The sequence below is a fragment of the Psychrobacter sp. bablab_jr014 genome, assembly GCF_016464015.1.
In the GTDB taxonomy this organism is placed as follows: domain Bacteria; phylum Pseudomonadota; class Gammaproteobacteria; order Pseudomonadales; family Moraxellaceae; genus Psychrobacter.
In genome coordinates this window covers 135942-156094 of record NZ_JACDXT010000049.1, presented here as the reverse complement: position 1 = coordinate 156094, position 20153 = coordinate 135942, and the positions used below count along the sequence as shown (strand labels likewise).

Annotated in this window: 21 protein-coding genes; 10 read left to right on the top strand and 11 right to left on the bottom strand. The window is 48.2% G+C overall.

Annotated features, from left to right (window positions below):
* The first annotated feature begins 234 nt into the window (after nt 1-234).
* From JIE71_RS11520 to JIE71_RS11510, 3 genes are all read left to right on the top strand, one after another.
* Entirely contained in the window at nt 235-1299 is a 1065-nt protein-coding gene (locus JIE71_RS11520) for a 2,3-butanediol dehydrogenase (protein WP_199508854.1), read from the top strand.
* Between the two features lie 162 nt (nt 1300-1461).
* The gene (locus JIE71_RS11515) at nt 1462-1863 is read left to right on the top strand and encodes a DJ-1/PfpI family protein (RefSeq protein ID WP_199508853.1); all 402 of its coding nucleotides are present in this window, start codon (nt 1462-1464) and stop codon (nt 1861-1863) included.
* A gap of 242 nt (nt 1864-2105) precedes the next feature.
* A complete protein-coding gene (locus JIE71_RS11510; RefSeq protein ID WP_199508852.1) occupies nt 2106-2693 on the top strand; it encodes a manganese efflux pump MntP family protein in 588 nt (195 codons plus the stop codon).
* Here the strand turns inward: JIE71_RS11510 and JIE71_RS11505 are convergent.
* The 6 genes from JIE71_RS11505 to pqqA form a co-directional block, all read right to left on the bottom strand.
* Entirely contained in the window at nt 2690-3751 is a 1062-nt protein-coding gene (locus JIE71_RS11505; RefSeq protein WP_228284670.1) for a dipeptidase, read from the bottom strand. The two genes, JIE71_RS11510 and JIE71_RS11505, sit on opposite strands and share 4 nt — an antisense overlap.
* Nucleotides 3748-4899 carry a pyrroloquinoline quinone biosynthesis protein PqqE gene (pqqE, locus tag JIE71_RS11500; RefSeq protein WP_199508851.1) on the bottom strand — a complete coding sequence of 384 codons (1152 nt, stop codon included), beginning with the start codon at nt 4897-4899 and terminating at the stop codon, nt 3748-3750. Before pqqE ends, JIE71_RS11505 begins: the two co-directional genes overlap by 4 nt.
* Nucleotides 4896-5192 (bottom strand): pyrroloquinoline quinone biosynthesis peptide chaperone PqqD, encoded by a 297-nt coding sequence (gene pqqD / locus JIE71_RS11495; RefSeq protein WP_199508850.1) that lies wholly within the window; start codon nt 5190-5192, stop codon nt 4896-4898. Before pqqD ends, pqqE begins: the two co-directional genes overlap by 4 nt.
* A complete protein-coding gene (pqqC, locus tag JIE71_RS11490; protein ID WP_199508849.1) occupies nt 5189-5947 on the bottom strand; it encodes a pyrroloquinoline-quinone synthase PqqC in 759 nt (252 codons plus the stop codon). Before pqqC ends, pqqD begins: the two co-directional genes overlap by 4 nt.
* Before the next feature lie 42 nt (nt 5948-5989).
* Entirely contained in the window at nt 5990-6901 is a 912-nt protein-coding gene (gene pqqB, locus JIE71_RS11485) for a pyrroloquinoline quinone biosynthesis protein PqqB (protein ID WP_199508848.1), read from the bottom strand.
* Between the two features lie 79 nt (nt 6902-6980).
* Entirely contained in the window at nt 6981-7055 is a 75-nt protein-coding gene (pqqA, locus tag JIE71_RS11480; RefSeq protein WP_199508886.1) for a pyrroloquinoline quinone precursor peptide PqqA, read from the bottom strand.
* A gap of 304 nt (nt 7056-7359) precedes the next feature.
* On the opposite strand from pqqA, the gene JIE71_RS11475 reads away from it, so the two are divergent.
* Nucleotides 7360-7908: a helix-turn-helix domain-containing protein gene (locus JIE71_RS11475; protein WP_199508847.1), complete on the top strand. Its 549-nt coding sequence runs from the start codon at nt 7360-7362 to the stop codon at nt 7906-7908.
* A complete protein-coding gene (locus tag JIE71_RS11470) occupies nt 7884-8480 on the top strand; it encodes an IS3 family transposase (RefSeq protein ID WP_199508846.1) in 597 nt (198 codons plus the stop codon). Before JIE71_RS11475 ends, JIE71_RS11470 begins: the two co-directional genes overlap by 25 nt.
* 89 nt (nt 8481-8569) lie before the next feature.
* Here the strand turns inward: JIE71_RS11470 and JIE71_RS11465 are convergent, their stop codons facing one another.
* The 3 genes from JIE71_RS11465 to JIE71_RS11455 form a co-directional block, all read right to left on the bottom strand.
* Nucleotides 8570-9730 (bottom strand): NAD(P)-dependent alcohol dehydrogenase, encoded by a 1161-nt coding sequence (locus tag JIE71_RS11465; protein WP_199508845.1) that lies wholly within the window; start codon nt 9728-9730, stop codon nt 8570-8572.
* 81 nt (nt 9731-9811) lie between these two features.
* The gene (locus JIE71_RS11460) at nt 9812-10858 is read right to left on the bottom strand and encodes a TRAP transporter substrate-binding protein (RefSeq protein WP_199508844.1); all 1047 of its coding nucleotides are present in this window, start codon (nt 10856-10858) and stop codon (nt 9812-9814) included.
* Between the two features lie 127 nt (nt 10859-10985).
* A complete protein-coding gene (locus JIE71_RS11455; RefSeq protein WP_199508843.1) occupies nt 10986-12356 on the bottom strand; it encodes a lyase family protein in 1371 nt (456 codons plus the stop codon).
* 40 nt (nt 12357-12396) lie between these two features.
* On the opposite strand from JIE71_RS11455, the gene JIE71_RS11450 reads away from it, so the two are divergent.
* The 5 genes from JIE71_RS11450 to JIE71_RS11430 all read left to right on the top strand — a co-directional run bounded on the left by JIE71_RS11450 (nt 12397) and on the right by JIE71_RS11430 (nt 17623).
* Nucleotides 12397-13179 carry an IclR family transcriptional regulator domain-containing protein gene (locus tag JIE71_RS11450; protein WP_228284667.1) on the top strand — a complete coding sequence of 261 codons (783 nt, stop codon included), beginning with the start codon at nt 12397-12399 and terminating at the stop codon, nt 13177-13179.
* 429 nt (nt 13180-13608) lie between these two features.
* A complete protein-coding gene (locus JIE71_RS11445; protein WP_199508841.1) occupies nt 13609-14664 on the top strand; it encodes a TRAP transporter substrate-binding protein in 1056 nt (351 codons plus the stop codon).
* Between the two features lie 26 nt (nt 14665-14690).
* Nucleotides 14691-15602: a TauD/TfdA dioxygenase family protein gene (locus JIE71_RS11440; RefSeq protein WP_199508840.1), complete on the top strand. Its 912-nt coding sequence runs from the start codon at nt 14691-14693 to the stop codon at nt 15600-15602.
* A 10-nt stretch (nt 15603-15612) separates the two neighbouring features.
* Entirely contained in the window at nt 15613-16392 is a 780-nt protein-coding gene (locus JIE71_RS11435; protein ID WP_199508839.1) for a class II aldolase/adducin family protein, read from the top strand.
* A 175-nt stretch (nt 16393-16567) separates the two neighbouring features.
* Nucleotides 16568-17623, top strand: coding sequence for a TRAP transporter substrate-binding protein (locus JIE71_RS11430; RefSeq protein WP_199508838.1), 1056 nt, complete (start codon nt 16568-16570; stop codon nt 17621-17623).
* Between the two features lie 89 nt (nt 17624-17712).
* On the opposite strand, the gene JIE71_RS11425 is transcribed toward JIE71_RS11430, so the two are convergent.
* Together JIE71_RS11425 and JIE71_RS11420 are read right to left on the bottom strand one after the other, a co-directional pair.
* Nucleotides 17713-18666 carry a PDR/VanB family oxidoreductase gene (locus JIE71_RS11425; protein ID WP_199508837.1) on the bottom strand — a complete coding sequence of 318 codons (954 nt, stop codon included), beginning with the start codon at nt 18664-18666 and terminating at the stop codon, nt 17713-17715.
* Between the two features lie 232 nt (nt 18667-18898).
* Nucleotides 18899-19945, bottom strand: coding sequence for a Rieske 2Fe-2S domain-containing protein (locus JIE71_RS11420; RefSeq protein ID WP_199508836.1), 1047 nt, complete (start codon nt 19943-19945; stop codon nt 18899-18901).
* Nucleotides 19946-20153: the final 208 nt, after the last annotated feature.

The following is a 20153-nucleotide window of genomic DNA, read 5'->3' as shown; positions in this document are numbered from 1 at the left end:
ACGCAAGAAGCGGCATTCATACAACGCAATCGCACCATAAATGCGCCGATATAAGTAAGACTGTCAATCGTATTAATGGATAACTTTTGTTTATCCTTTAACAATAAAGTCTGTGAGCCAGACGTTTAACACATTGACAGCAAAAATTGTATTTGGGCATCATACTAAGGCGTGACTCAGTGAAATACTGACAATACTGACATAGTAAAACAATGATAATTTAAGGAGCGAAATATGAAAGCGGCACGTTTTTATGACAAAAAGGACATCCGAATCGAGGACATTCCTGAGCCAAAAGTCGAGCCTGGCACAGTAGGTATTGACGTGGCATGGTGCGGTATTTGTGGCACTGATTTACATGAGTTTATGGAAGGGCCTATTTTTATCCCGCCTTGTGGGCATCCCCATCCTATCTCAGGTGAGTCTGCGCCTATCACTATGGGTCACGAGTTTTCAGGCGTCGTCTATGAAGTGGGCGAAGGTGTTGATGATATTGAAGTCGGTCAGCATGTCGTGGTTGAGCCGTATATCATCGCCGATGACGTACCGACTGATGAAGGTAATAACTATCATTTGTCCGAAAATATGAACTTTATCGGGTTGGGTGGTCGTGGTGGTGGTCTGTCAGAAAAAATCGCTGTAAAACGCCGCTGGGTGCATCCCATTTCAAATGACATTCCGCTTGACCAAGCCGCATTGATTGAGCCGCTGGCTGTTGGTTATCATGCCTTTGTCCGCAGTGGTGCAAAAGAAGGCGATGTCGCGTTGGTCGGCGGTGGCGGGCCTATTGGGCTGTTGCTATCGTCTGTGCTTAAAGCCAAAGGCCTGACTGTCATCTTGACTGAGCTGAGTAAGGCACGTAAAGACAAAGCCCATGAGAGTGGGGTGGCAGATTATATCCTTGACCCTACCGAAGTGGACTTAAAAGAAGAAGTCATGAAAATCACCGAAGGTCGCGGTGTTGACGTTGCCTTTGAATGTAGTAGTGTCAATAAAGTACTGGACTCTCTCGTTGAGTTGACCAAGCCTGCGGGCGTGGTGGTCATCGTTTCTATCTGGAGTCACCCAGCATCTATCAGCGTACACAGCGTGGTCATGAAAGAGCTGGACGTACGCGGCACGATTGGCTATGTCAACAATCACCGCGATACCATCGAGCTGGTTGAGCAAGGTTTGGTTAATTTAGAACCATTTATTACCCAGCGTATTCAGCTGGACGACTTAATTTCAGAAGGTTTTGAGAGATTGATTCATAATAACGAATCGGCAGTGAAAATTATCGTCAACCCCAATCTATAAGTTTGTACTTGTAGGTTGCTAACGATATAGCGTGGTCGTTATTGAACACAAGCAGCATAAATAAGTAGCGCAATCTGATTTGCCTATTGTTTATGCTGTTTTTTATTACGTTAATATTCTTAATTGGCATATTATTTACAGGCAATAAAATAAGGAGATTTTATGCGTACGGTTGGCATATTACTGTTCGATGAGGTGGAGGTGCTGGACTTCGCTGGGCCTTTTGAAGTCTTTTCTTTAGTAGAAAATGGCGAAGATGCCGCGCACTTTAATGTGGTAACTATCGCAGAATGGCAGGCTCCGATTATAGCGAGGAATGACTTAACTATTATTCCAAGTTATGATATTCATAACCACCCACCTTTAGATGTCCTAGTGATTCCTGGTGGCCATGGCGCTAAAAATATTGAGATTCACAATCCTGTTATTATTGATTGGATTGCCAAGCAGGCTAAAGCAGTAGAATTGGTTTTATCGGTATGTACAGGGGCGTTTTTGCTCGCTGAAGCAGGGCTGCTGGATGGGCGTAGCGTGACCACGCACTGGCTGAATAAACCACGTTAGTTTTATTTTTATCGCATTTTCTTATTGACTTATATTTTATCAATGTTACTCTAAAGCCCTCTTTGGGGAGTAGCCTGCTTTTGTTAGCGAGATAAAACAACAAAAGCGTTCGTATCAACATATTTGGCCACATGCCATGGTGCGGACACCGACTCGGTTGGCGAGACCATCGATATATACACACTAGAGGTCGAGGGTGTGGGTATGTCGTGGACTCTATACTCGACCCGAGACTGTTTTGCATGAACCCAATAGCCCTTCTGTTACTTGCCTTTTCTATGTCCACCGATGCCTTTTCGGTCGCGATTGGTAAAGGGGCAAATCTCAAAAATCCGCGTTTTACTCAAGCCCTACGTCTGGGACTTATCTTTGGTATTGTCGAAGCCATCACGCCGCTGGTTGGCTGGTTGATTGGACGCTCCACCACTTATTTTATCGATGCCGCCTTTGTCGAGCGCTGGGATCACTGGGTCGCCTTTATTATTTTGGCAGGCCTTGGCGCTTATATGCTTTTTGAAAGTTTTCAGTCAGACGATGATGACGAGGATGCAGGTGATAAGCCTGCGAAAATGTCTGTGGTAAAAATCATGCTTACTGCACTAGGCACCAGCATTGACGCGATGGCGATTGGTATCAGTCTGGCCTTTATTGATGTCAATATCTTTGTTGCGGCGGCGCTTATTGGTTTGGCGACCGCAATGATGGTGACGATTGGGGTGATGCTGGGCAGGGCGCTTGGCACGCTGATTGGTCATCGCGCCGAGATGCTTGGTGGCGTCATGCTGATCATTATCGGTGCATGGATATTATTCAGTCACATGATGGGTTAGTGCCATATCTCATCTAACACCCTAAACCAATTTTCTGAGGCTATCTTGTTAATGAGCGCCTTAGAAAAATTGCGCTGCTGCATGCGCGTAATCAGCTTATCCATATCACGTACATCGCTAAGTGGCTCAGGCAATAGACAACCGTCAAAGTCTGAGCCAAAGCCCACGTGGTCATCGCCCAACTGCTCAAGCAAATAAGCCAGATGGTCAATGATGACATCAAGGGACGTCTGTATATTGCGCTGCCCATCGGCGCGTAAAAATGCGACGTCAAAGTTCACGCCAACCATGCCGCCACTTGCTTTAATGGCGCTCAACTGCTGGTCGGTCAGGTTTCGCGCCTGCGGGCATAAGGCGTGCGCGTTGGAGTGGGTTGCGATAATCGGCTGATTTGTAATCTCAAGCGTGTCCCAAAAGGCGCGCTCATTCATGTGTGACACATCAATGACCATGCCCTTTTTGGCACAAGTCACCACAAGGTCTTTGCCAGCCTCGGTAAGTCCCGAGCCTGTATCGGGCGAATGCGGAAAAGCCGCGTTTAGACCATCACCAAACAGACTTTTTCGATTCCAAAGTGGACCGATGCTTCGCAGCCCTGCCGCATAAAACGTGTCTAATAAATCAGGCTGAATCGCCAAAAACTCCGCGCCTTCGACATGCAGCACGATGGCCAGTTGATGGTTTTTCTGACATTGTTTGATTTGTGCGACCGAGGTACAAATCTGAATTTGCCCGTCTGATTGCGCTTGCAATGCTTGAGCAAGCTGTAATTGCGCGCCGCAAATATCGACGATTTCTTGTGGCGTAAAGTCTGTATTTGACTGATTGGCCAACTTGTCAGGATGGTTATTTTTTACATAACCATAAGGCGGTAAAAAGATAGAAAACAGTCCGCCGAGCCAGCCCGCTTGCTGGCAGCGCTGCAAATCTAAATGCCCAGGCAGCGTGCCGTAAATAAAATCATGCACAGGGTCAGCCGCTGCGCTGAGCCAAAGGCGGGTCAATAAATCATTGTGTCCATCAAAGACTATAGGCTGGGTCATGGTCGCTTTATTCATTCTGTCACCGTCTGCGTTGGGATGCGCGCCTCTTTGCTGAGCAGTTTGGAGTTTTTGGGGTTCCTAAAGCGTAAGTCTTCAAAGGCGACGGGCGTTTTACTATTGATGCGCGCCTCTTCAATTAAATAATGATAAGGCGATTTGCCGCACACAGGGTCGGCGTTTTTGGCGTCGCCTGTCAGCATAAACGCTTGGCAGCGGCAGCCGCCATAATCGCGTTCTTTATCAGGACAGCTTTGGCACATCTCAGGCATCCACGTATCACCGCGATACTGATTAAAGCTCGCCGAGTCATACCAGATGTCTTTTAGCGGTGTTTGCTTGACGTTCGGAAATGCTATCGGTAGCTGTCTTGCGGCATGACAGGGCAACGCGGTGCCATCAGGCGCGACGGTCAAGAAAATCTTGCCCCAACCATCCATACAGGCTTTTGGGCGCTCTTCGTAATAATCAGGGACGACAAAAATCAATTTGCATTTAATACCCAGCTCGGCGATTTTTTTGCGATATTCATTGGTGATACGCTCGGCGCGCACGACTTGTTCTTTGGTCGGAAGTAGACCTTCGACATTTTCAAACGCCCAGCCATAAAATTGGCAGATTGCCAGTTCCACCGTGTCGGCTTCTAATTCTAAGCACAGCTCAATGATTTTGTCGATTTGGTCAATGTTTTGCCGATGAATCACAAAGTTTAGCACCATCGGGTAGTCGTACTTTTTAACCAATCGCGACATCTCATATTTTTGTTCAAAGGCATGCTTTGAACCCGCTAAGAGATTATTCACTACAGGGTCGCTGGCTTGAAAGCTGATTTGAATATGCTGCAAGCCTGCATCTTTTAAACTGGCAATGCGTGCTTCGGTCAGTCCCATGCCTGAGGTGATGAGGTTGGTATAAAAGCCCTTTTGGTGCGCGTAGGCGACCAGTGTTTCTAAGTCTTGGCGCACCAATGGCTCACCACCAGAAAAGCCCAACTGCACCGCGCCCAGCTGCCGCGCCTCGTCGAACACCGCGCACCATTCTTCGGTCGTCAGCTCGTCTTTATAGCGCGCATAGTCAATGGGGTTTGAGCAATACGGGCATTGCAGCGGGCAACGATAGGTCAGCTCCGCAAGTAACCATAAGGGCAGCCCAGCAGGTGCAGTCATACCAGTTCAATCCAATGTTCACGCTGGGCGACCAGCATGTATTCAATAATATCTTGCTCAATCTCAGGCACATCGCCGAACATCGCTTTTATCTTTTTAATGATATCGGCAATCGATGCGTGACCGTCAATCTGTTGACCGATGATGCTGGCGCTGTCGTTCAGCGTAATCATGCCCTCAGGGTAGAGGAGCACATAGGCATCTTGTGCTGGCTCAAACTGAAAGCGGTAGCCGTGACGCCATACAGGGACGAGCGATTGATCCAGCTCAGGTAAACTCGCAGGTATACTCATTTAAACAATCCTTTATGCCAGACATTCTCGTTGGTGACGCTTTGGTACGGCGCTTGGTCATGCACATAGGCGAGGCTCAAGGCATCCAAGATCGTCCATAAGATATCGAGCTTAAATTGTAATATCTCAAGCATACGTTCTTGCTGCTCTGCCGTTTTGAATGAGTCAAGCGTGATGGTCAGACCATGCTCAACATCGCGGCGGGCTTGGCTAAGGCGTGAGCGAAAATAGGTGTAGCCTTCTTCTTTAATCCACGGATAGTGCTTGGGCCATGATTCCAAGCGCGACTGATGAATCTGCGGGGCAAAGAGCTCGGTCAGAGAGCTGCTCGCCGCCTCGCGCCATGTGGCACGGCGGGCAAAGTTAACATACGCATCGACCGCAAAGCGCACCCCTGGCAAAACCAATTCTTCAGAAATGACTTGCTCACGTGTCAGACCGACCGCTTCTGCTAAACCAAGCCACGCTTCGCGCCCGCCGCCATCAGGATACACGCCGTCTTGGTCAATCATGCGCTGAATCCACTCTTGACGCACGCGCTGATCGGGGCAGTTCGCCATGATTGCTGCGTCTTTTAGCGGGATATTGATTTGATAATAAAAGCGGTTGGCGACCCACGCTTGGATTTGCTGCTGCGTGGCGCGCCCTTCGTGCATCATTATATGAAAAGGGTGGTGAATGTGGTAATACTGACCTTTTGCCATAATCGCTTGTTCAAACGCTTCTGGACTGAGTGCTGCGGTTGGTTCTTGCATTATGTTTACCTTGCGATTGCTGTCTTTATCTTACCGTGTGTCTTAAAGCTCTATCTGCATACCATCGAACGCCACTTCAACGCCGTGCTGTTTTAGGGTCGCCGCTTGCTCTGATTGCTCATTTAATATTGGATTGGTGTTATTAATATGAATCAATACTTTGCGCGTGTCATCGAGCTGGTCGAGATAATGCAGCGAGCCATCATCACCGCTGATGTGCAAATGCCCCATGTCTTGTCCTGTCTTGGTACCGACGCCGCATTCTTGCATTTCATTGTCGGTCCACAGCGTGCCATCAATCATCACGCAATCAGACGCCTGCATAATGTTCATAACTGTATCGTCAATCTTGCCAAGACCTGGCGCGTAAAACAGCTGCTTTTGCGTGGTAAGGTCTTTGACGATTAAGGCAATATTGTCGCCATCATGCGGGTCGTTGCGGTGCGGCGAGTAGGGCGGCGCTGAGCTGCGGATGACAAGTGGCGTCAACTCTAAATTGTCAAAACCATCGATGCTAAAGGATTGCGCTGGGTCGATTTGATTGTACGCTAGACCGCCATTCCAGTGCTTGAGCATATTAAAAATAGGAAAACCCGTGGTCAGGTCTTGATACACCATGTCGGTACACCATACCGAGATGGGGCAGCCTTCACGTAAAGTCAATAGCCCTGTGGTGTGGTCAAGCTGACTGTCCATCAACACCACGGCACTAATGCCCGTGTCTCTGAGCTGGCGGGCGGGCTGCGCGGCTTTAAAGTCAAATAACTGCTGGCGAATATCGGGCGAAGCGTTAAACAAAATCCAATCAATGCCGTTTTCTGAGATGGCAATAGATGATTGGGTGCGCGTCTGTGCATCAATCGTGCCTTGGCGGACGCCGTGACAGTTAGCGCAATTACAGTTCCACTGCGGGAAGCCGCCACCCGCCGCTGAGCCTAAAACATGAATATACATAAATCGATATTTCCAAAATACAAAAAAATAAAAGCCCTAATTATCTAGGGCTTTTAATAAAAATGGGTGCTGGCAGGTCTTAGCGTGCTTCAAAATACATGGTGACTTCAAAGCCGATACGGATATCTTTAAAAGCTGGTTTGGTCCACTGCATGGTATGACTCCAATAAAAACAAAACTCACTAATGAGTCGTAGGAATAATGTAAGTAACTAATAGTATTACAAGGCGAGCACTTGTGTCAATTTGTCATGCGGTATGGTGTATAGGGTTTTGGTAACGGAGACTAACACTAAGTATGCTATGCGCAACATTTTGATGACAGTATCAATTATTGAAGGTAATGAATCTGCACACTTTCAAGTACTTGGTTTCTCTTGCACTTATACGCAAAAACAAAAAAGCCCGATAGGAGTGGACTGCACCCCATAAGTTGGACACCACTTATGGGGTATTTTTATGCGTTACGATCTAGACTTTAAGCAACAAGTCATCGCATACTATGAACAAGGGAACACAGGCAAAGCGACCGCGAAAGCATTTGATATTGATGACAAGACCGTATGCAAATGGGTTCGGCAGTATCAAAAGGGTGGTATCGACGCCATCAAACCAAAGAGCAGTAAAGCCAAATACAGTAGCGCGTTCAAACTCAACGTACTCACCACCATGCTTGAGGAGGGTTTGAGTCAATCAGAGGTTGCACTCAACTTTAACATCAGCGCCCCTGCCTTGATCAGCCAGTGGCAGAGCGCCTATAGGCGTCAAGGCATATCAGGGCTTGAATCTAAACCTAAAGGTAGACCCGCCATGAGCAAACCCTATATCACAGACAAGCCAGAGAATGAGAAAAGCGTCGCCGAGCTTAAGCGTGAGAATGAGTACTTGCGGGCGGAGGTTGCCTACCTAAAAAAGCTCGATGCCTTGCTCAAAGCGGAGGAACAAGCAAGCAAAAAGCAAGGCTCATCTCAAGGCTCATGCGCATGCTGGGGCTTAGCGCCAAGATAAGACGGCAAAAGTACCGCTCATATAAAGGAGTGCAAGGCAGTATTGCCCCGAACCATCTAAAGCGTCAGTTTCATGCAGATAAGCCGAACACACGCTGGCTTACGGACATTACTGAGTTCAAAGTAGGTGAAGACAAGCTGTATCTGTCGCCCATACTGGATTGTTATAACCATGAGATTGTCAGTTACACCCTCTCAAAGCGCCCGACCTATGACTTGGTGCGCAAGATGCTTGATGCTGCGCTCGTCAAGACGACAGCATGTCGTGATAAAGCACTTCTGCTGCACTCAGACCAAGGCTGGCATTATCAAATGAAACACTTTAGCAAAACGCTCAAAGCACACGGTATCAAACAAAGCATGAGCAGAAAAGGTAACTGCTTGGACAATGCGCTGATGGAAGGCTTCTTCGGGACGCTAAAGTGCGAGACCATTTATATTGAAAAACCCAAAACGATTGAGCAGCTAGAAAAACAGATTCATGAGTACATGCACTATTACAATAATGAGCGTATTCAACTTAAACTAAAAGGACTGAGCCCTGTTAAGTACAGAACGCAGTCCTTCATTTAATCTAAACCGTCCAACTTTTGGGGGTCAGTCCAGAGGCATCGGGCTTTTGAATTATCCATATTACCAATCAAGATTAGTAAGATTTGCGATTACGCCTCTTTGCTATCATCCGTTGCCGATATTTTGATAATCGGCTTTAGGGTGACGCCTTTTTCGCTGTCTTCTGCCGCTTGGTTGATGTCGTCAAAGTCATAAAACTTAACCAACTTATCAAATGGGAACTTGCCCACCATATATAAGTCAATGAGCACAGGGATAAAGATACTGGGCACACTGTCGCCTTCGACCACGCCAATCAGCGTTTTGCAGTTTTGCATGATGTCGGTGACATCGAGCGCGGCGGTCGTGCCTGGCGCAGACGCACCCACGATAGCCGCTGTGCCACGCGAGCGTAGAGACGCCATCATGTCGCAAATAAGCGCGCTGATACCTGTTGAATCCATGGCAAACTGTGCGCCGCCATGGGTAATCTCTTTGACGCGGGCGACGGCATTTTCTTCTTGACTGTTAATGACGTGGGTCGCACCAAGCGTGCGCGCCAGCGCCAGACGTGAGGGCACGATGTCGATGGCGATGATGGTGGTCGCGCCCAAAGCTGCTGCCGCCATGACCGCTGACAGCCCAACCGCGCCGCCGCCCCAAGCCACAAAGCTACTGCCTGCGCTGACCTTGAGCGCATTCATCACCGTGCCTGCGCCCGTTTGGATGCCGCAGCCCAATGGACCGAGCAGCTCAAGGGGCGCGTCCTTACGCACTTTGATGACGTTACGCACATTAGCAATGGCATATTCGCCGAACGAGGACTGCCCAAAAAAGCGGTCATGCAGCTCGCTGTCGTCCTCTGCGCTCAAAGCATGCGAGCCATCGACGCGCTGCCCCGAAAAGTTGTAATCGTTGAAGTTTTCGCAGTAGGCGGGATGCCCCTCGTGACAGGCATTGCACGTATTGCAGTTTAAAAAGGTCAAGACCACATGGTCACCTGCCGCAAGCTCGGTCACCTTGCTGCCGACCGCCTGCACGATACCTGAGCCTTCATGCCCAAGGACAATAGGCTGCGGTACGGGAAAGACTTGGTCACGGGCGACCATGTCGGTGTGGCACATGCCCGCAGCGACCACGCGTACCAGCACTTCGTCGTCACGCATGTCGGTCGCCTTGACGGTTTCCATCTGAAACTTGCCGCCTTTTTCACGAATCACGGCGGCTTTGTAGGTTTTTTGCGGGGTTTGTTGTTGAGTATTTTGAGTCATCATCATTCCTTTGAACGCGAAGTAAACGAAATGCCTGTGCGGATCTGTGCTGCGTGGACAGAGCCGCACCCTGTGGTTTTATTATGCTTTACAGGCAGCGCTTGCTTCTTGTGCTTTTTTGTAGACGCTCTCCGCATCCAGTCCTTGCGCTTTGACATCGCTTAGGTACTTTTGCGTGCCTGCTTCTAGGGGCGCTTTCCATTGTGGGTCGTTCAGCGGGTCAGGAATGTCTATCATGGTATCGCCCTTGGCTTTGGCTTCGGCCATATATCTGTCATCTTCCGCATCAAATACTTTGCCTGCCGCTTTTGCCATCGCCATACCTGAGTTGTCATCGATGACTTTTTTAAGGTCATCGGGCAGACTGTCGTACTTGTCTTTATTCATCGTGACCATGATGGCCGAGCTATAGAACGGAATATTGGTGTGGGTGTTGGTCAGCTCAATCAAACGAAATGAGCCTGTTGCATCCCATGGCAAGCTGACCCCATCCAAGACGCCACGCTGAAGCGAGGTATAAATGTCGGTAGCAGGCAAGCCAACTGGCGTCCCTCCTGCCGACTCAATAATGTCGCCTGCGATTGTTGAAGGACGACGCATACGCAAGCCTTTTAAATCATCTGGCGTACGAATGGGCTGGTCAACGGTGTGCATCCCGCCAGGACCCGTGCCCATCATAAACAGCAAATGCGTGTCGTCGTATTCTTGAGCAATGACGCCCTCATCATACAGCGTTTGTAGCATGCAGTTCATTTGCGTCGCGGAGTTCGATAGCCCTGGCAGCTCGGTGACTTGAGTTAAAGGAAAACGACCATTGGTATAGCCTTGTAGCTGCGAACCAATATCGACCGTACCTTTGGCAGTCGCGTCATAGGTGGCATCAGGCTTGCTCAATGTCGCAGACGGATAAATCTCGACTTTGAGTCTGCCGCCTGACTCTTCTTCAATTTTTTTGGCCCACGGCTCAAAAATTTCAGTATGTGTCGCGGCAGTGGCAGGCCAAAAATGTGAAAAGCGTAAGGTGGTGGTTTCGGTACTGTCCGGAGCTACGGTGTCGCCTGATTGCGAGCAGCCAGTCAAGCCAAGAAGAGCCGTCAATGCAAGGCTCATTGGAAGTCTTTTTTTCATCATAAATCCCTTTTTGATGCTTACTGAGTATTCATATTCTAAACAACCATGTTCTAAATATGAATTATTGTTCGTATTTAGAACTAAATTAGCGTTTTTTGGTGTTGCTGTCAATGTTATTGTGGGTTTATTTGTCTTTTTGGTGTTGCGCTATAATGGCGCCAATAGCGTCTAGAACGTCTTGGCACTGACGGTCTGCTGACGCACAATAGCGTAACGGATTGGTGACAGGTAATAAGCTGTGTTGATACGTGTCTGACAACTCGTTAGATTCGGTAGCCAGCAAATGCTGTAACGTCGTCACAAACCCGGCATGCTGCTGATGAGCGTATTCACTGGCGTTATCAATCGTATCAAGTAGCGCATGCTGCTCGGTGTTTCTAGCGTACTTTGTAAGCGGCTTTATTAAGTAGGCATCGCTGTTTAAATCTAGATTGGCTGCCATACGCTCAGGATGGACCTGCAGTCCTTGTAGCAGTGTTTTGAGATAGGCAGCCGCGCCCGCGATAAGCGCTGCGCCTTCGGTCAAGGGCACCCAGCTGGCATGCCATTGTCCCAATGAGCGTTCAAAGGGCTGGGCAGTGGTGTTGCTGATAACGCTTAAGTGTCCGTGCATTCTTATACTGGCGGCTTTGATAAGGGCGCACAGTACGGGGTTGCGCTTGTGCGGCATGGACGAGGAGCCGCCCATACCTTCAATCGCTGGCTCAGACAGCTCGCTGATTTCAGATTGGCACATTAAGGCAATATCTAGAGCGATATTTTCCATCGCGCCTGCACAGGCATCAAGGCTACTGGCAATGGCGTGAATAGGCTGGCGATTGGTATGCCAAGGCAATAGCGGCGTCGCCAAACCGAGATAGTCCGCAACGTGCTGTGGCAACTGGTGCTGCTGGTTTTCTTCATCACCGATACCGACAGGGCCGCCCCATTGCAGGTAAAATCCTGTTTGTGTCAGATGCTGTAGCTGTGCTGCGATAGGAAGCAGACCTGCCGCCCATTGTGCGACCTTGACCCCAAAAGTAATGGGCAAGGCTTGTTGTAGCAAAGTTCTACCTGCCATCGGTGTGCTACGATGGTCACTGATCAATGTTTTGCACGCTTTGAGCGTTCGCAATAAGTCATCATAGATACGATGGGCAACAGGTTTGAGCACTAGCATCATTGCGGTGTCGATGACATCTTGGCTGGTAACGGTTTGGTGAAAATAGGGTTTTAAGTCATCGGAAAGTAAGGCTTTGGCCTGAGTCACAAACGGAATCGCAGTATTACCGCCCAAATAAGTATTTTGGCTTAAGGTGTCTATATCAAAATTCTCAAGGGACAAAGCGTGCTGCATGCTATCGAAAATTCCTTTAGGAATAAGTCCGTTACGCTCACGCACGGCCACTATTGCCAGCTCAAAATCGAGCATGGCTTGGACGAAACCACGGTCTGACAAGTCCTCTGCCACCGCAGGATGTACAAAAGGCTGATTGATTAATCGATTGATTTTCATTTAGAATCCCTGATTTCAGTAAGTAAAAAACAGTATGCCCATGACACAAGATAAAAAAATATCCTCTGACAGTCCAGATTTTGTCGCGTCGCTTGCAGGCGGGCTGAGCGTTTTGTTGGCATTTGACGAGAACCACACCAGCATGACCCTGAGTGAGGTTGCCGAGCGTGTCAATATCGATAGAGCAAAAGCGCGCCGCTATCTGCTCACCCTACATGCGCTCGGTTACGTGCACAAAAGCAAGCGTCAATTTAAGCTGTCACCCAAGACATTGAGTCTTGGTGCAAGCTATCTAAACAGTGTGCACCATCATGATATTATTCAGTTTTATCTAGAGCGTGTCACCGAGCAGACGGGCGAATCCTGCTCGTTTGCCGTATTGGATGGTGACGATGTGACTTACATTGCACGCTCTGCCGCACAGCATCGCTTATTGTCTATCGCCATTGCCATTGGGACACGCCTGCCCGCCGCCTATACGTCTATGGGACGCGTAATTTTGGCAAATCTACCCGAAGACGAGCTTGCTGAGTTTCTTGACAACACCGACATGGTCGCCTATACGCCGCACAGTATTACTGATAAAACAGTGCTTAAAGAAGCGCTGGCTAATATCAAAGCACAGCAATATGCCGTGGTTGACCAAGAGCTAGATTCGGGACTGCGCTCATTGGCACTGCCTGTTTATAAGTCCAACAATGAGCTGATAGGTGCGATTAATATCAGTACCAATGCCATGCGCGTCTCAGAAGCAGATTTGATTGAGCAGTTTTTACCGCTACTTAAAGAATGCGCGGACAATATCCAAACCTACTATATTTAATTTAGAACAACCGCTTACATACTGCTCATACTTATCTTGTACCTATCAAAAATTAACGCCGCCATGTGACGACCCGTCCACACTGGCGGTTTTTTTGGCTTTTTTATCGATAACTTGCTGAATACGTTTGCGTGATGCCGATAACATTTGCCTATCGATAACGACGATACGGTTTCGTTTAAGTAGGGCTTGTGAGTCAACAAAGATAAAGCATTGACAATCTCATAAAAAGAGTATAGCTTAATTCACAATACGAACGTTAATTCTAATTAAGAACAAAAATAAACGAAGAGTGATGTTTTTTGGATAAGGTTAATGCCATGCATTGTCATTATCTTGTATATGACTGAACCAAGGATGGTCGTGCAGGGAGCACGGGTGCATCGTCATGCTGATGATGACACTAAACACAATCAAGGAAGAAGCGTTATGAAAAAAGCCATAAAACGTACCAGCTTGTCTGTGGTCGCAGCACTGATGCTTGGATTGGCAGGTTGCTCAGGGCAAGCTGAAAACGCAAGCGGTGCACAAACAGATACGACCGTATTACGGTTTTCACACTTTTGGCCTGCCACGTCTGCGATGCATGTCGAGGTTTTTGAGCCTTGGGCCAAAAAAGTTGAGACGGAATCAAACGGTAGGCTAAAAGTAGAGATTTACCCGTCTGCCACCTTGAGCAAACCTGACGTCACCTATGATGCGGCTGCTAAAGGCACCATTGATATTGGCGCGCAAGTCCACGGCTACAATAGTGGGCGCTTTCCACTCACACAGATTGCTGAGCTGCCAGGACTATCCAACTCCGCTACCCAAATGGGCTGTATCCTACAGACACTGTATGACAACGGTACGATTGCGAGCGAATACGACGACACGCATCTGCTATTCCTAATGGGTGCAGGCCCGTCTGTACTTCACACTACTGATAAGCCCATCCGTGTCCCTGCAGACATGAAAGGACAACGCATTCGCCGTCCTTCTGCCATCGCAGGCGATATCATTGAGGCGACAGGCGGCACACCTGTCGGCTTGCCCGCCACTGATATCTACACCTCTTTACAGCGCGGCGTGATTGATGGGATCAGCTTTCCTTGGCAACCGACAGGAGACTTTCGACTGATTGAGTTGACCCGCGCGCATACTAATATTCCTTTTTATAATTCCTCTTTAATGGTCACCATGAATAAAGATAAATATGAGAGTCTGCCTGATGACCTAAAAAAGGTCTTGGATGACAACTCAGGCAGAGTCATGTCTGACTTGGTGGGTAAGGTGACGGATAAAGAAGATGCTAAGTTCCGCGAGCAAGCACGCGCAGCAGGGCATACCATGGTCGATATTCCTGACCCGCTCAATGACCCCAATTGGAGAGGGCCGCTACTGGCAGGCAGTCAAAAGTACCTCAACGATGTTAAAGCCATGGGCTTGGATGCCGACAAAGTCTATGAAGAAGTCAAAAAAGTCAGCGCGGCGTGCAAAGGATAATTAACAACGGTTAAAGGATGAACATAATGAGAAGCATTACCCACCCAATAGGGCGCTTTGATAACAGCGCTAAAGACTATCAGCATATTAAGGCCGTGCCTCTAGCAGCGGCGATGGGCGCAGAAATACAGGGCGTGGACTTAAGCAACCTAAGCGATGAGGCGTTTCGTGAGATTGAGTCGGCGCTCTATCGGCACAAACTGATTTTTTTTAGAGACCAAGACTTGTCGTTCACCGACCATGAAAACTTGACCCTACGCTTTGGTGAGTTTGGCACCGATGCCTATACCAAAGGCGTCGAGGGACACGAAAACATTCAGCCCGTGATTAAAGAGGCGACCGTACAGACCAAGATGGTCTTTGGTAGCGGTTGGCATACCGATTCTGCGTTTTTGCCGCGTCCGCCGTCTATAGCCATCAACTATGGCAAAGACATGCCTCCTTTTGGCGGGGATACCTTATTTGCCAATACGGTCTTGGCGTACAACAGCCTAAGCCCTGCCATGCAAGAGATGATAGCGCCGCTCAAGGTGTGGATGAGCGCTAAGCACGTGGTCGCCTCCATGCATGCCGAGCGCGCGGACAAAAAAGCCAGCGAGCTTGGCAGTTTAGAGCTCGATGTCGATACCCAAAAGATGATAGAGGGGTCGTATCACCCCTTGGTCAGAACGCATCCTGTGTCGGGAGAAAAGTCATTGTATGTGGACAAGACTTACGCCTGTGGTATCGAAGGCATGACTGAGGCCGAATCGCGCCCGCTATTGGATTTTTTGGCGAGCTTTGCGACACAAGAGTCATTTGTCTGCCGCCTAAAATGGTACAACAATACGGTAATTATGTGGGATAACCGCATCTGCCTACACCAAGCATTCAATGACTATGAGGGTTATAGACGCGAGATGTACCGCGCGGTAGTGATGGGCGAGCAGCCTGCATAAGGAGCATATTATGGAAGATATTTTTACATCGCTGGTTACCCCAGCAGGCTATAGCGAGGTCGAATGGCGGGCGCGTATTGAGCTTGCGCTGTGCTACCGAATGGTCGATTACTATGGCTGGACCACGCAGGTCTATAACCATATTTCGTACCGCATACCGGGTACAGAACACATCCTTATCAATGCCTTTGGCTTGTTATACAGCGAGGTGACGCCCTCAAACTTGGTCAAAATAGACTTTGATGGTAATAAGGTCGATGACTCTCCATACCCCATCAATAAGGCAGGTAATGTGATACACACCGCCTTGCACAAAGGGCGCGATGATGTGCATTGCGTTATGCATACGCACAATGCTGATGTACAAGCGGTGAGCGCTTTGTCCTGCGGGTTTATTCCTTTGTTCCAAGAGGCTTATATCTTTTTTGAGCGAGTAGGCTACCATCCGTTTGAAGGTATTGTGCTCGATATGTCAGAACAAGAACGCTTGGTTAAGTCCTTAGGCGCGACCAACCATACCCTGATGCTAAACAATCACGGCGTCATCACTACAGGTCACGATGTCGCCTCAGCATTTGTACGTATGTATCAGCTGATACAAGGCTGCGAGGTACAGCTCAAGGCGATGGCAACAGGTGCAGAGCTACTGCAAGCGAGTCCAGAAGCAATGCGGCGTACCCGAGCGCAGTTTGAGGAGGGCGATGCTCAAGCGGGCGCACAGGTACGGCTGCCTGAATGGCCTGCATACTATCGTCTGATGCAGCGTATTGACCCAAACTGGATTAGATAAACGTTGGGCTAGGGCTATAGCGTTACAGGGGGGAATAGAGCATTTGGGTCGGTGGCGGGCATAAACATAAGGATATTTGCCTGTACATAGCCTTCAATAAATAACTTTCTTAAAAAGCATTTTTTAAGTTTGTAGCAAATTCACTGTATCTCAATACGCAAAAAAGGACTTTACGATGAGAAAAAAACTGCCGATGGGTTTAACATTAGCGGCTTTGCTGGCGCTGGCGGGTTGCTCACAGTCGAATGAGACTGCGACAGGTGCTTCAGTGAGTAATGACGAGGTCACCACTTTACGTTTGTCACATTTATGGCCAGCGACCTCCGCGGCGCACACCGAAATCATTGAACCTTGGGCTAAAAAAATTGAAGCAGACTCAAACGGCAGAATCAAAGTCGAGATTTATCCGTCTGCAACTCTAAGCAAACCTGATGCCACTTATGAAGCTGCGGCAAAAGGCACGATTGATATTGGCACTCAGCTGCAAGGCTATACCAATGGTCGTTTTCCTTTGACCCAAGTTGCCGAGCTGCCAGGGTTGTCCAGCTCCGCCACGCAGATGAACTGCATGCTACAAACGCTGTATGATGAGGGCGTCATTGCTCAAGAATACGACGACACGCATTTGCTGTTTATGATGGGTACAGGTCCAGGCGGTATTCACACCGTCGATCGACCGATTCGTAAACCCAGTGATTTAAGTGGTTTGCGTATCCGTCGTCCCTCAGCGATTGCAGGCGATATTATTGAGTCGGCAGGAGGGACGCCAGTCGGCTTGCCAGCCACTGACCTGTATACGTCTTTGCAGCGCGGCGTATTAGACGGGGTAAGTCTAACATGGGATGCGATGGGAGCTTTTCGGTTGATTGAGCTGACCAACACGCACACCAATATCCCGTTCTATAGCTCTGCTATGATGGTCACGATGAACAAAAATAAATATAATAACTTGCCTGATGATCTCAAAAAGGTCATCGATGATAACTCAGGCATGGCCATGGCAAAAGCAGCAGGTAGCGTCTTTGACGCTCAAGACAAAAAGTATATGGCTGAAGCACAAGAGAAAGGCCATACCATGATTAATATTCCTGACCCACTGAACGACCCACAATGGAAAGCACCATTAGAAGCAGGGACGAAAAAGTATCTGAATGATGTCAGCGCTTTGGGCTTAGATGCACAAACGGTGTATCAAAAAGCGCAAGAAGCCAGTGCCGCTTGTAAAGTCTGATGGATTACTCGTTGTTAAAAAAAGACCCGAATAGGGTCTTTTTTATGGGCTAGTGATTTTTTGAATGACTTGTCTTTACCTTTTTAAAGCTAGATGTCGAGCACCAACTGAGCGCTTTTTGCGCGTGAACAACAGGGCGTAAATTGATTGTTCTCCGCTTGCTCTTCTTCAGTAAGAAAAGAGTCTTTGTGGTCGGGTATGCCGTCTAATACACCCGTCAAACATGTACCGCAAATGCCCGACTCACAAGAGAAAGGTATTTCGATACCGTAGGCTTCAAGTGCTTCGATGACGGTCTGTTCTGCGGACACGTTGATGACTTGCCCTGTACTGCTAATCTGTACTTCAAAGCTACCATCATCTTCGTGACTGATGGGCGCTGCCGAAAAATACTCACGATGCAATTGTTCTGCTGGCCAGTGCTGCGCTATTGCAGTGTCAAGCACATGCTCCATAAACCCAGTAGGGCCGCAGACATAGACATGCGTATCTGCTTGTGGCGTACTAAGGATATCGGCGGCATCCAGCTTTTGCACCGCGTCACTGTCATCGAAATGAAAATGCACGCGATCTGCAAAATTTGATGCCTGAATGCGCTCGATAAAGGCGGTCTTGGCTGGGCTGCGCGTGCAATAATGCAGCTCAAAGTCGGCGCCCGAATGCGCCAGTCGCTCTGCCATACACAATATGGGCGTGATGCCAATACCCCCTGCAAAGAGCAGGCTTTTCTTAGCGTCATGAGCGAGTGGAAACAGATTTTTGGGTTCGCTAATCTGTATACGATCGCCGATATTGATTTGTTCGTGCATCGCTATTGATCCACCCCGCGAGGCAGGGTCTTTGAGTACGGCAATTTGATAACGGTGGTTCTCAAGGGGATGATTGCATAGCGAGTATTGGCGTGTGATGCCGCTTGGCATGGTGACATCCACATGCGCGCCCGCACTAAACGGCGGCAGCGTCTCATCATTTGCGCTTGCCAGCTCAAAAAGGCAGATATCGCTTGCGATCATTTCTTTTGACTTTACCAAAACTTCCATCATGATAGGTATCCTTAACGGGCGACATACCAGCGTCTTTAGCCCGTTATTTATTCAATTGTCATTTGATAACGGTGTTCATATCGACGCTTATATAGTAGAACTCAGATAAAATTGATACAGCATAAGATATACGCTCAACTAAATACTATTTTTCTTGCTTGCTGTGACTTCGTCTCCAGAGGCTACAAAAAATAGTATTTAATCTCGCTGTACTATTTTTGAATTAACTTGACTATAGATTAACGCTCTCTATCAGTTGGTTTTCTTCTTTGATGAGCTTGTCCAAGATACGCCGTGACATGACGCCGCCTGTATCAATGTTTAGTTTTAATAATTTGCGTTCAGGATACATGAGCAGATTTAACTGTTGTCGCTCGAGCATTTCCAAATCTTCACTAAATATTTGATGCTGACCTTGACGAATTTGCGCTGTTAGCTCGGTGTCTTCGGGCTTAAAGTTGCGCGCCATACCCCAGAAATACCATATTGAGGTTTCCGTCTCAGGGGTAATAAAATCAACGACGATGCTGCCTGCCTTATGCTCAGGGTCTGCCTTGTGGCTGCCTTTTCCAGCCAGCGCAACGCCAACCTCAATCATCACATGACTGGGCGGGGTGAATTTACAAATCTGCCATCTGTCTACAGGCACGTCATCGGCTAAGTGGTTTGCGCGTAAGGCCGCTTGCCAAAAAGGCGGCGCGATGATGTTTTCCATAAAGCGACTGGTAATAACCATGTCGCCTTCAGAGGTGGTATGAACAGGGGTTTCATCGATTTCTTCTTGTCCGATACTGCTGGCATGAACGTAGGTCTCATGGGTCAAATCCATAAGGTTATCAATCATAAGGCGATAGTCGCAGTTGATATGGAACAGACCGCCGTCATACGCCCATTCAGGATGGTTTGCCCATTCTAATTCTGGAATTTTTGCTTCATCGGCAAGCTCGCTATCGCCCGTCCATACCCAGACAAAGCCATGACGCTCGACGACAGGATAGCTTTTATTACAGGGGAAACCGCGCACGCGCTGACCAGGCATGGCAGCAGTTTTGCCGTCACTGCCCATTTTTAGACCATGATAGCCGCAGACCAATAGGCCATCTTCAACATAACCGAGGGATAAGGGCGCGCCGCGATGCGGGCAGAAGTTTTCGACAGCGGCGACACCTGTGTCGCTTTGATAAAAGACAATGTTTTCGCCGCAGATGGTGCGACCGAGTGGTTTTTCTTGATATTCGTCAGGTGTACAAGCGACGTACCAGCAATTTTTTGGAAACACAACAAGCTCCTTTTGTTTGTAAAATTCCGTTTAATTGGATCCAATCTAACATAAAAATAGAGATTGTCTACTGAAATTTGGGTAAATTGGATACAATAAGCAAATTATGAAGGTTCCTTTGTGCCAATTTGATAGGGTTTAGAATAAGGGCATTTATGCGCTTAGCTTGGTTTGGCAGTGCCTTTAGCATGGTTAGCAAAAAAATGTC

Coding starts and splice junctions, on each gene's coding strand:
- pqqB (WP_199508848.1), bottom strand. CDS start 6,901: ATGTATATTCATGTTTTAGGCTCAGCGGCGGGTGGCGGCTTCCCGCAG.
- pqqD (WP_199508850.1), bottom strand. CDS start 5,192: ATGAGTATACCTGCGAGTTTACCTGAGCTGGATCAATCGCTCGTCCCT.
- JIE71_RS11440 (WP_199508840.1), top strand. CDS start 14,691: ATGAGAAGCATTACCCACCCAATAGGGCGCTTTGATAACAGCGCTAAA.
- JIE71_RS11520 (WP_199508854.1), top strand. CDS start 235: ATGAAAGCGGCACGTTTTTATGACAAAAAGGACATCCGAATCGAGGAC.
- JIE71_RS11465 (WP_199508845.1), bottom strand. CDS start 9,730: ATGACTCAAAATACTCAACAACAAACCCCGCAAAAAACCTACAAAGCC.
- JIE71_RS11455 (WP_199508843.1), bottom strand. CDS start 12,356: ATGAAAATCAATCGATTAATCAATCAGCCTTTTGTACATCCTGCGGTG.
- JIE71_RS11430 (WP_199508838.1), top strand. CDS start 16,568: ATGAGAAAAAAACTGCCGATGGGTTTAACATTAGCGGCTTTGCTGGCG.
- JIE71_RS11460 (WP_199508844.1), bottom strand. CDS start 10,858: ATGAAAAAAAGACTTCCAATGAGCCTTGCATTGACGGCTCTTCTTGGC.
- JIE71_RS11450 (WP_228284667.1), top strand. CDS start 12,397: ATGACACAAGATAAAAAAATATCCTCTGACAGTCCAGATTTTGTCGCG.
- JIE71_RS11470 (WP_199508846.1), top strand. CDS start 7,884: ATGCTGGGGCTTAGCGCCAAGATAAGACGGCAAAAGTACCGCTCATAT.
- JIE71_RS11505 (WP_228284670.1), bottom strand. CDS start 3,751: ATGAATAAAGCGACCATGACCCAGCCTATAGTCTTTGATGGACACAAT.
- pqqE (WP_199508851.1), bottom strand. CDS start 4,899: ATGACTGCACCTGCTGGGCTGCCCTTATGGTTACTTGCGGAGCTGACC.
- JIE71_RS11425 (WP_199508837.1), bottom strand. CDS start 18,666: ATGATGGAAGTTTTGGTAAAGTCAAAAGAAATGATCGCAAGCGATATC.
- JIE71_RS11510 (WP_199508852.1), top strand. CDS start 2,106: ATGAACCCAATAGCCCTTCTGTTACTTGCCTTTTCTATGTCCACCGAT.
- JIE71_RS11475 (WP_199508847.1), top strand. CDS start 7,360: ATGCGTTACGATCTAGACTTTAAGCAACAAGTCATCGCATACTATGAA.
- pqqC (WP_199508849.1), bottom strand. CDS start 5,947: ATGCAAGAACCAACCGCAGCACTCAGTCCAGAAGCGTTTGAACAAGCG.
- JIE71_RS11435 (WP_199508839.1), top strand. CDS start 15,613: ATGGAAGATATTTTTACATCGCTGGTTACCCCAGCAGGCTATAGCGAG.
- JIE71_RS11445 (WP_199508841.1), top strand. CDS start 13,609: ATGAAAAAAGCCATAAAACGTACCAGCTTGTCTGTGGTCGCAGCACTG.
- JIE71_RS11515 (WP_199508853.1), top strand. CDS start 1,462: ATGCGTACGGTTGGCATATTACTGTTCGATGAGGTGGAGGTGCTGGAC.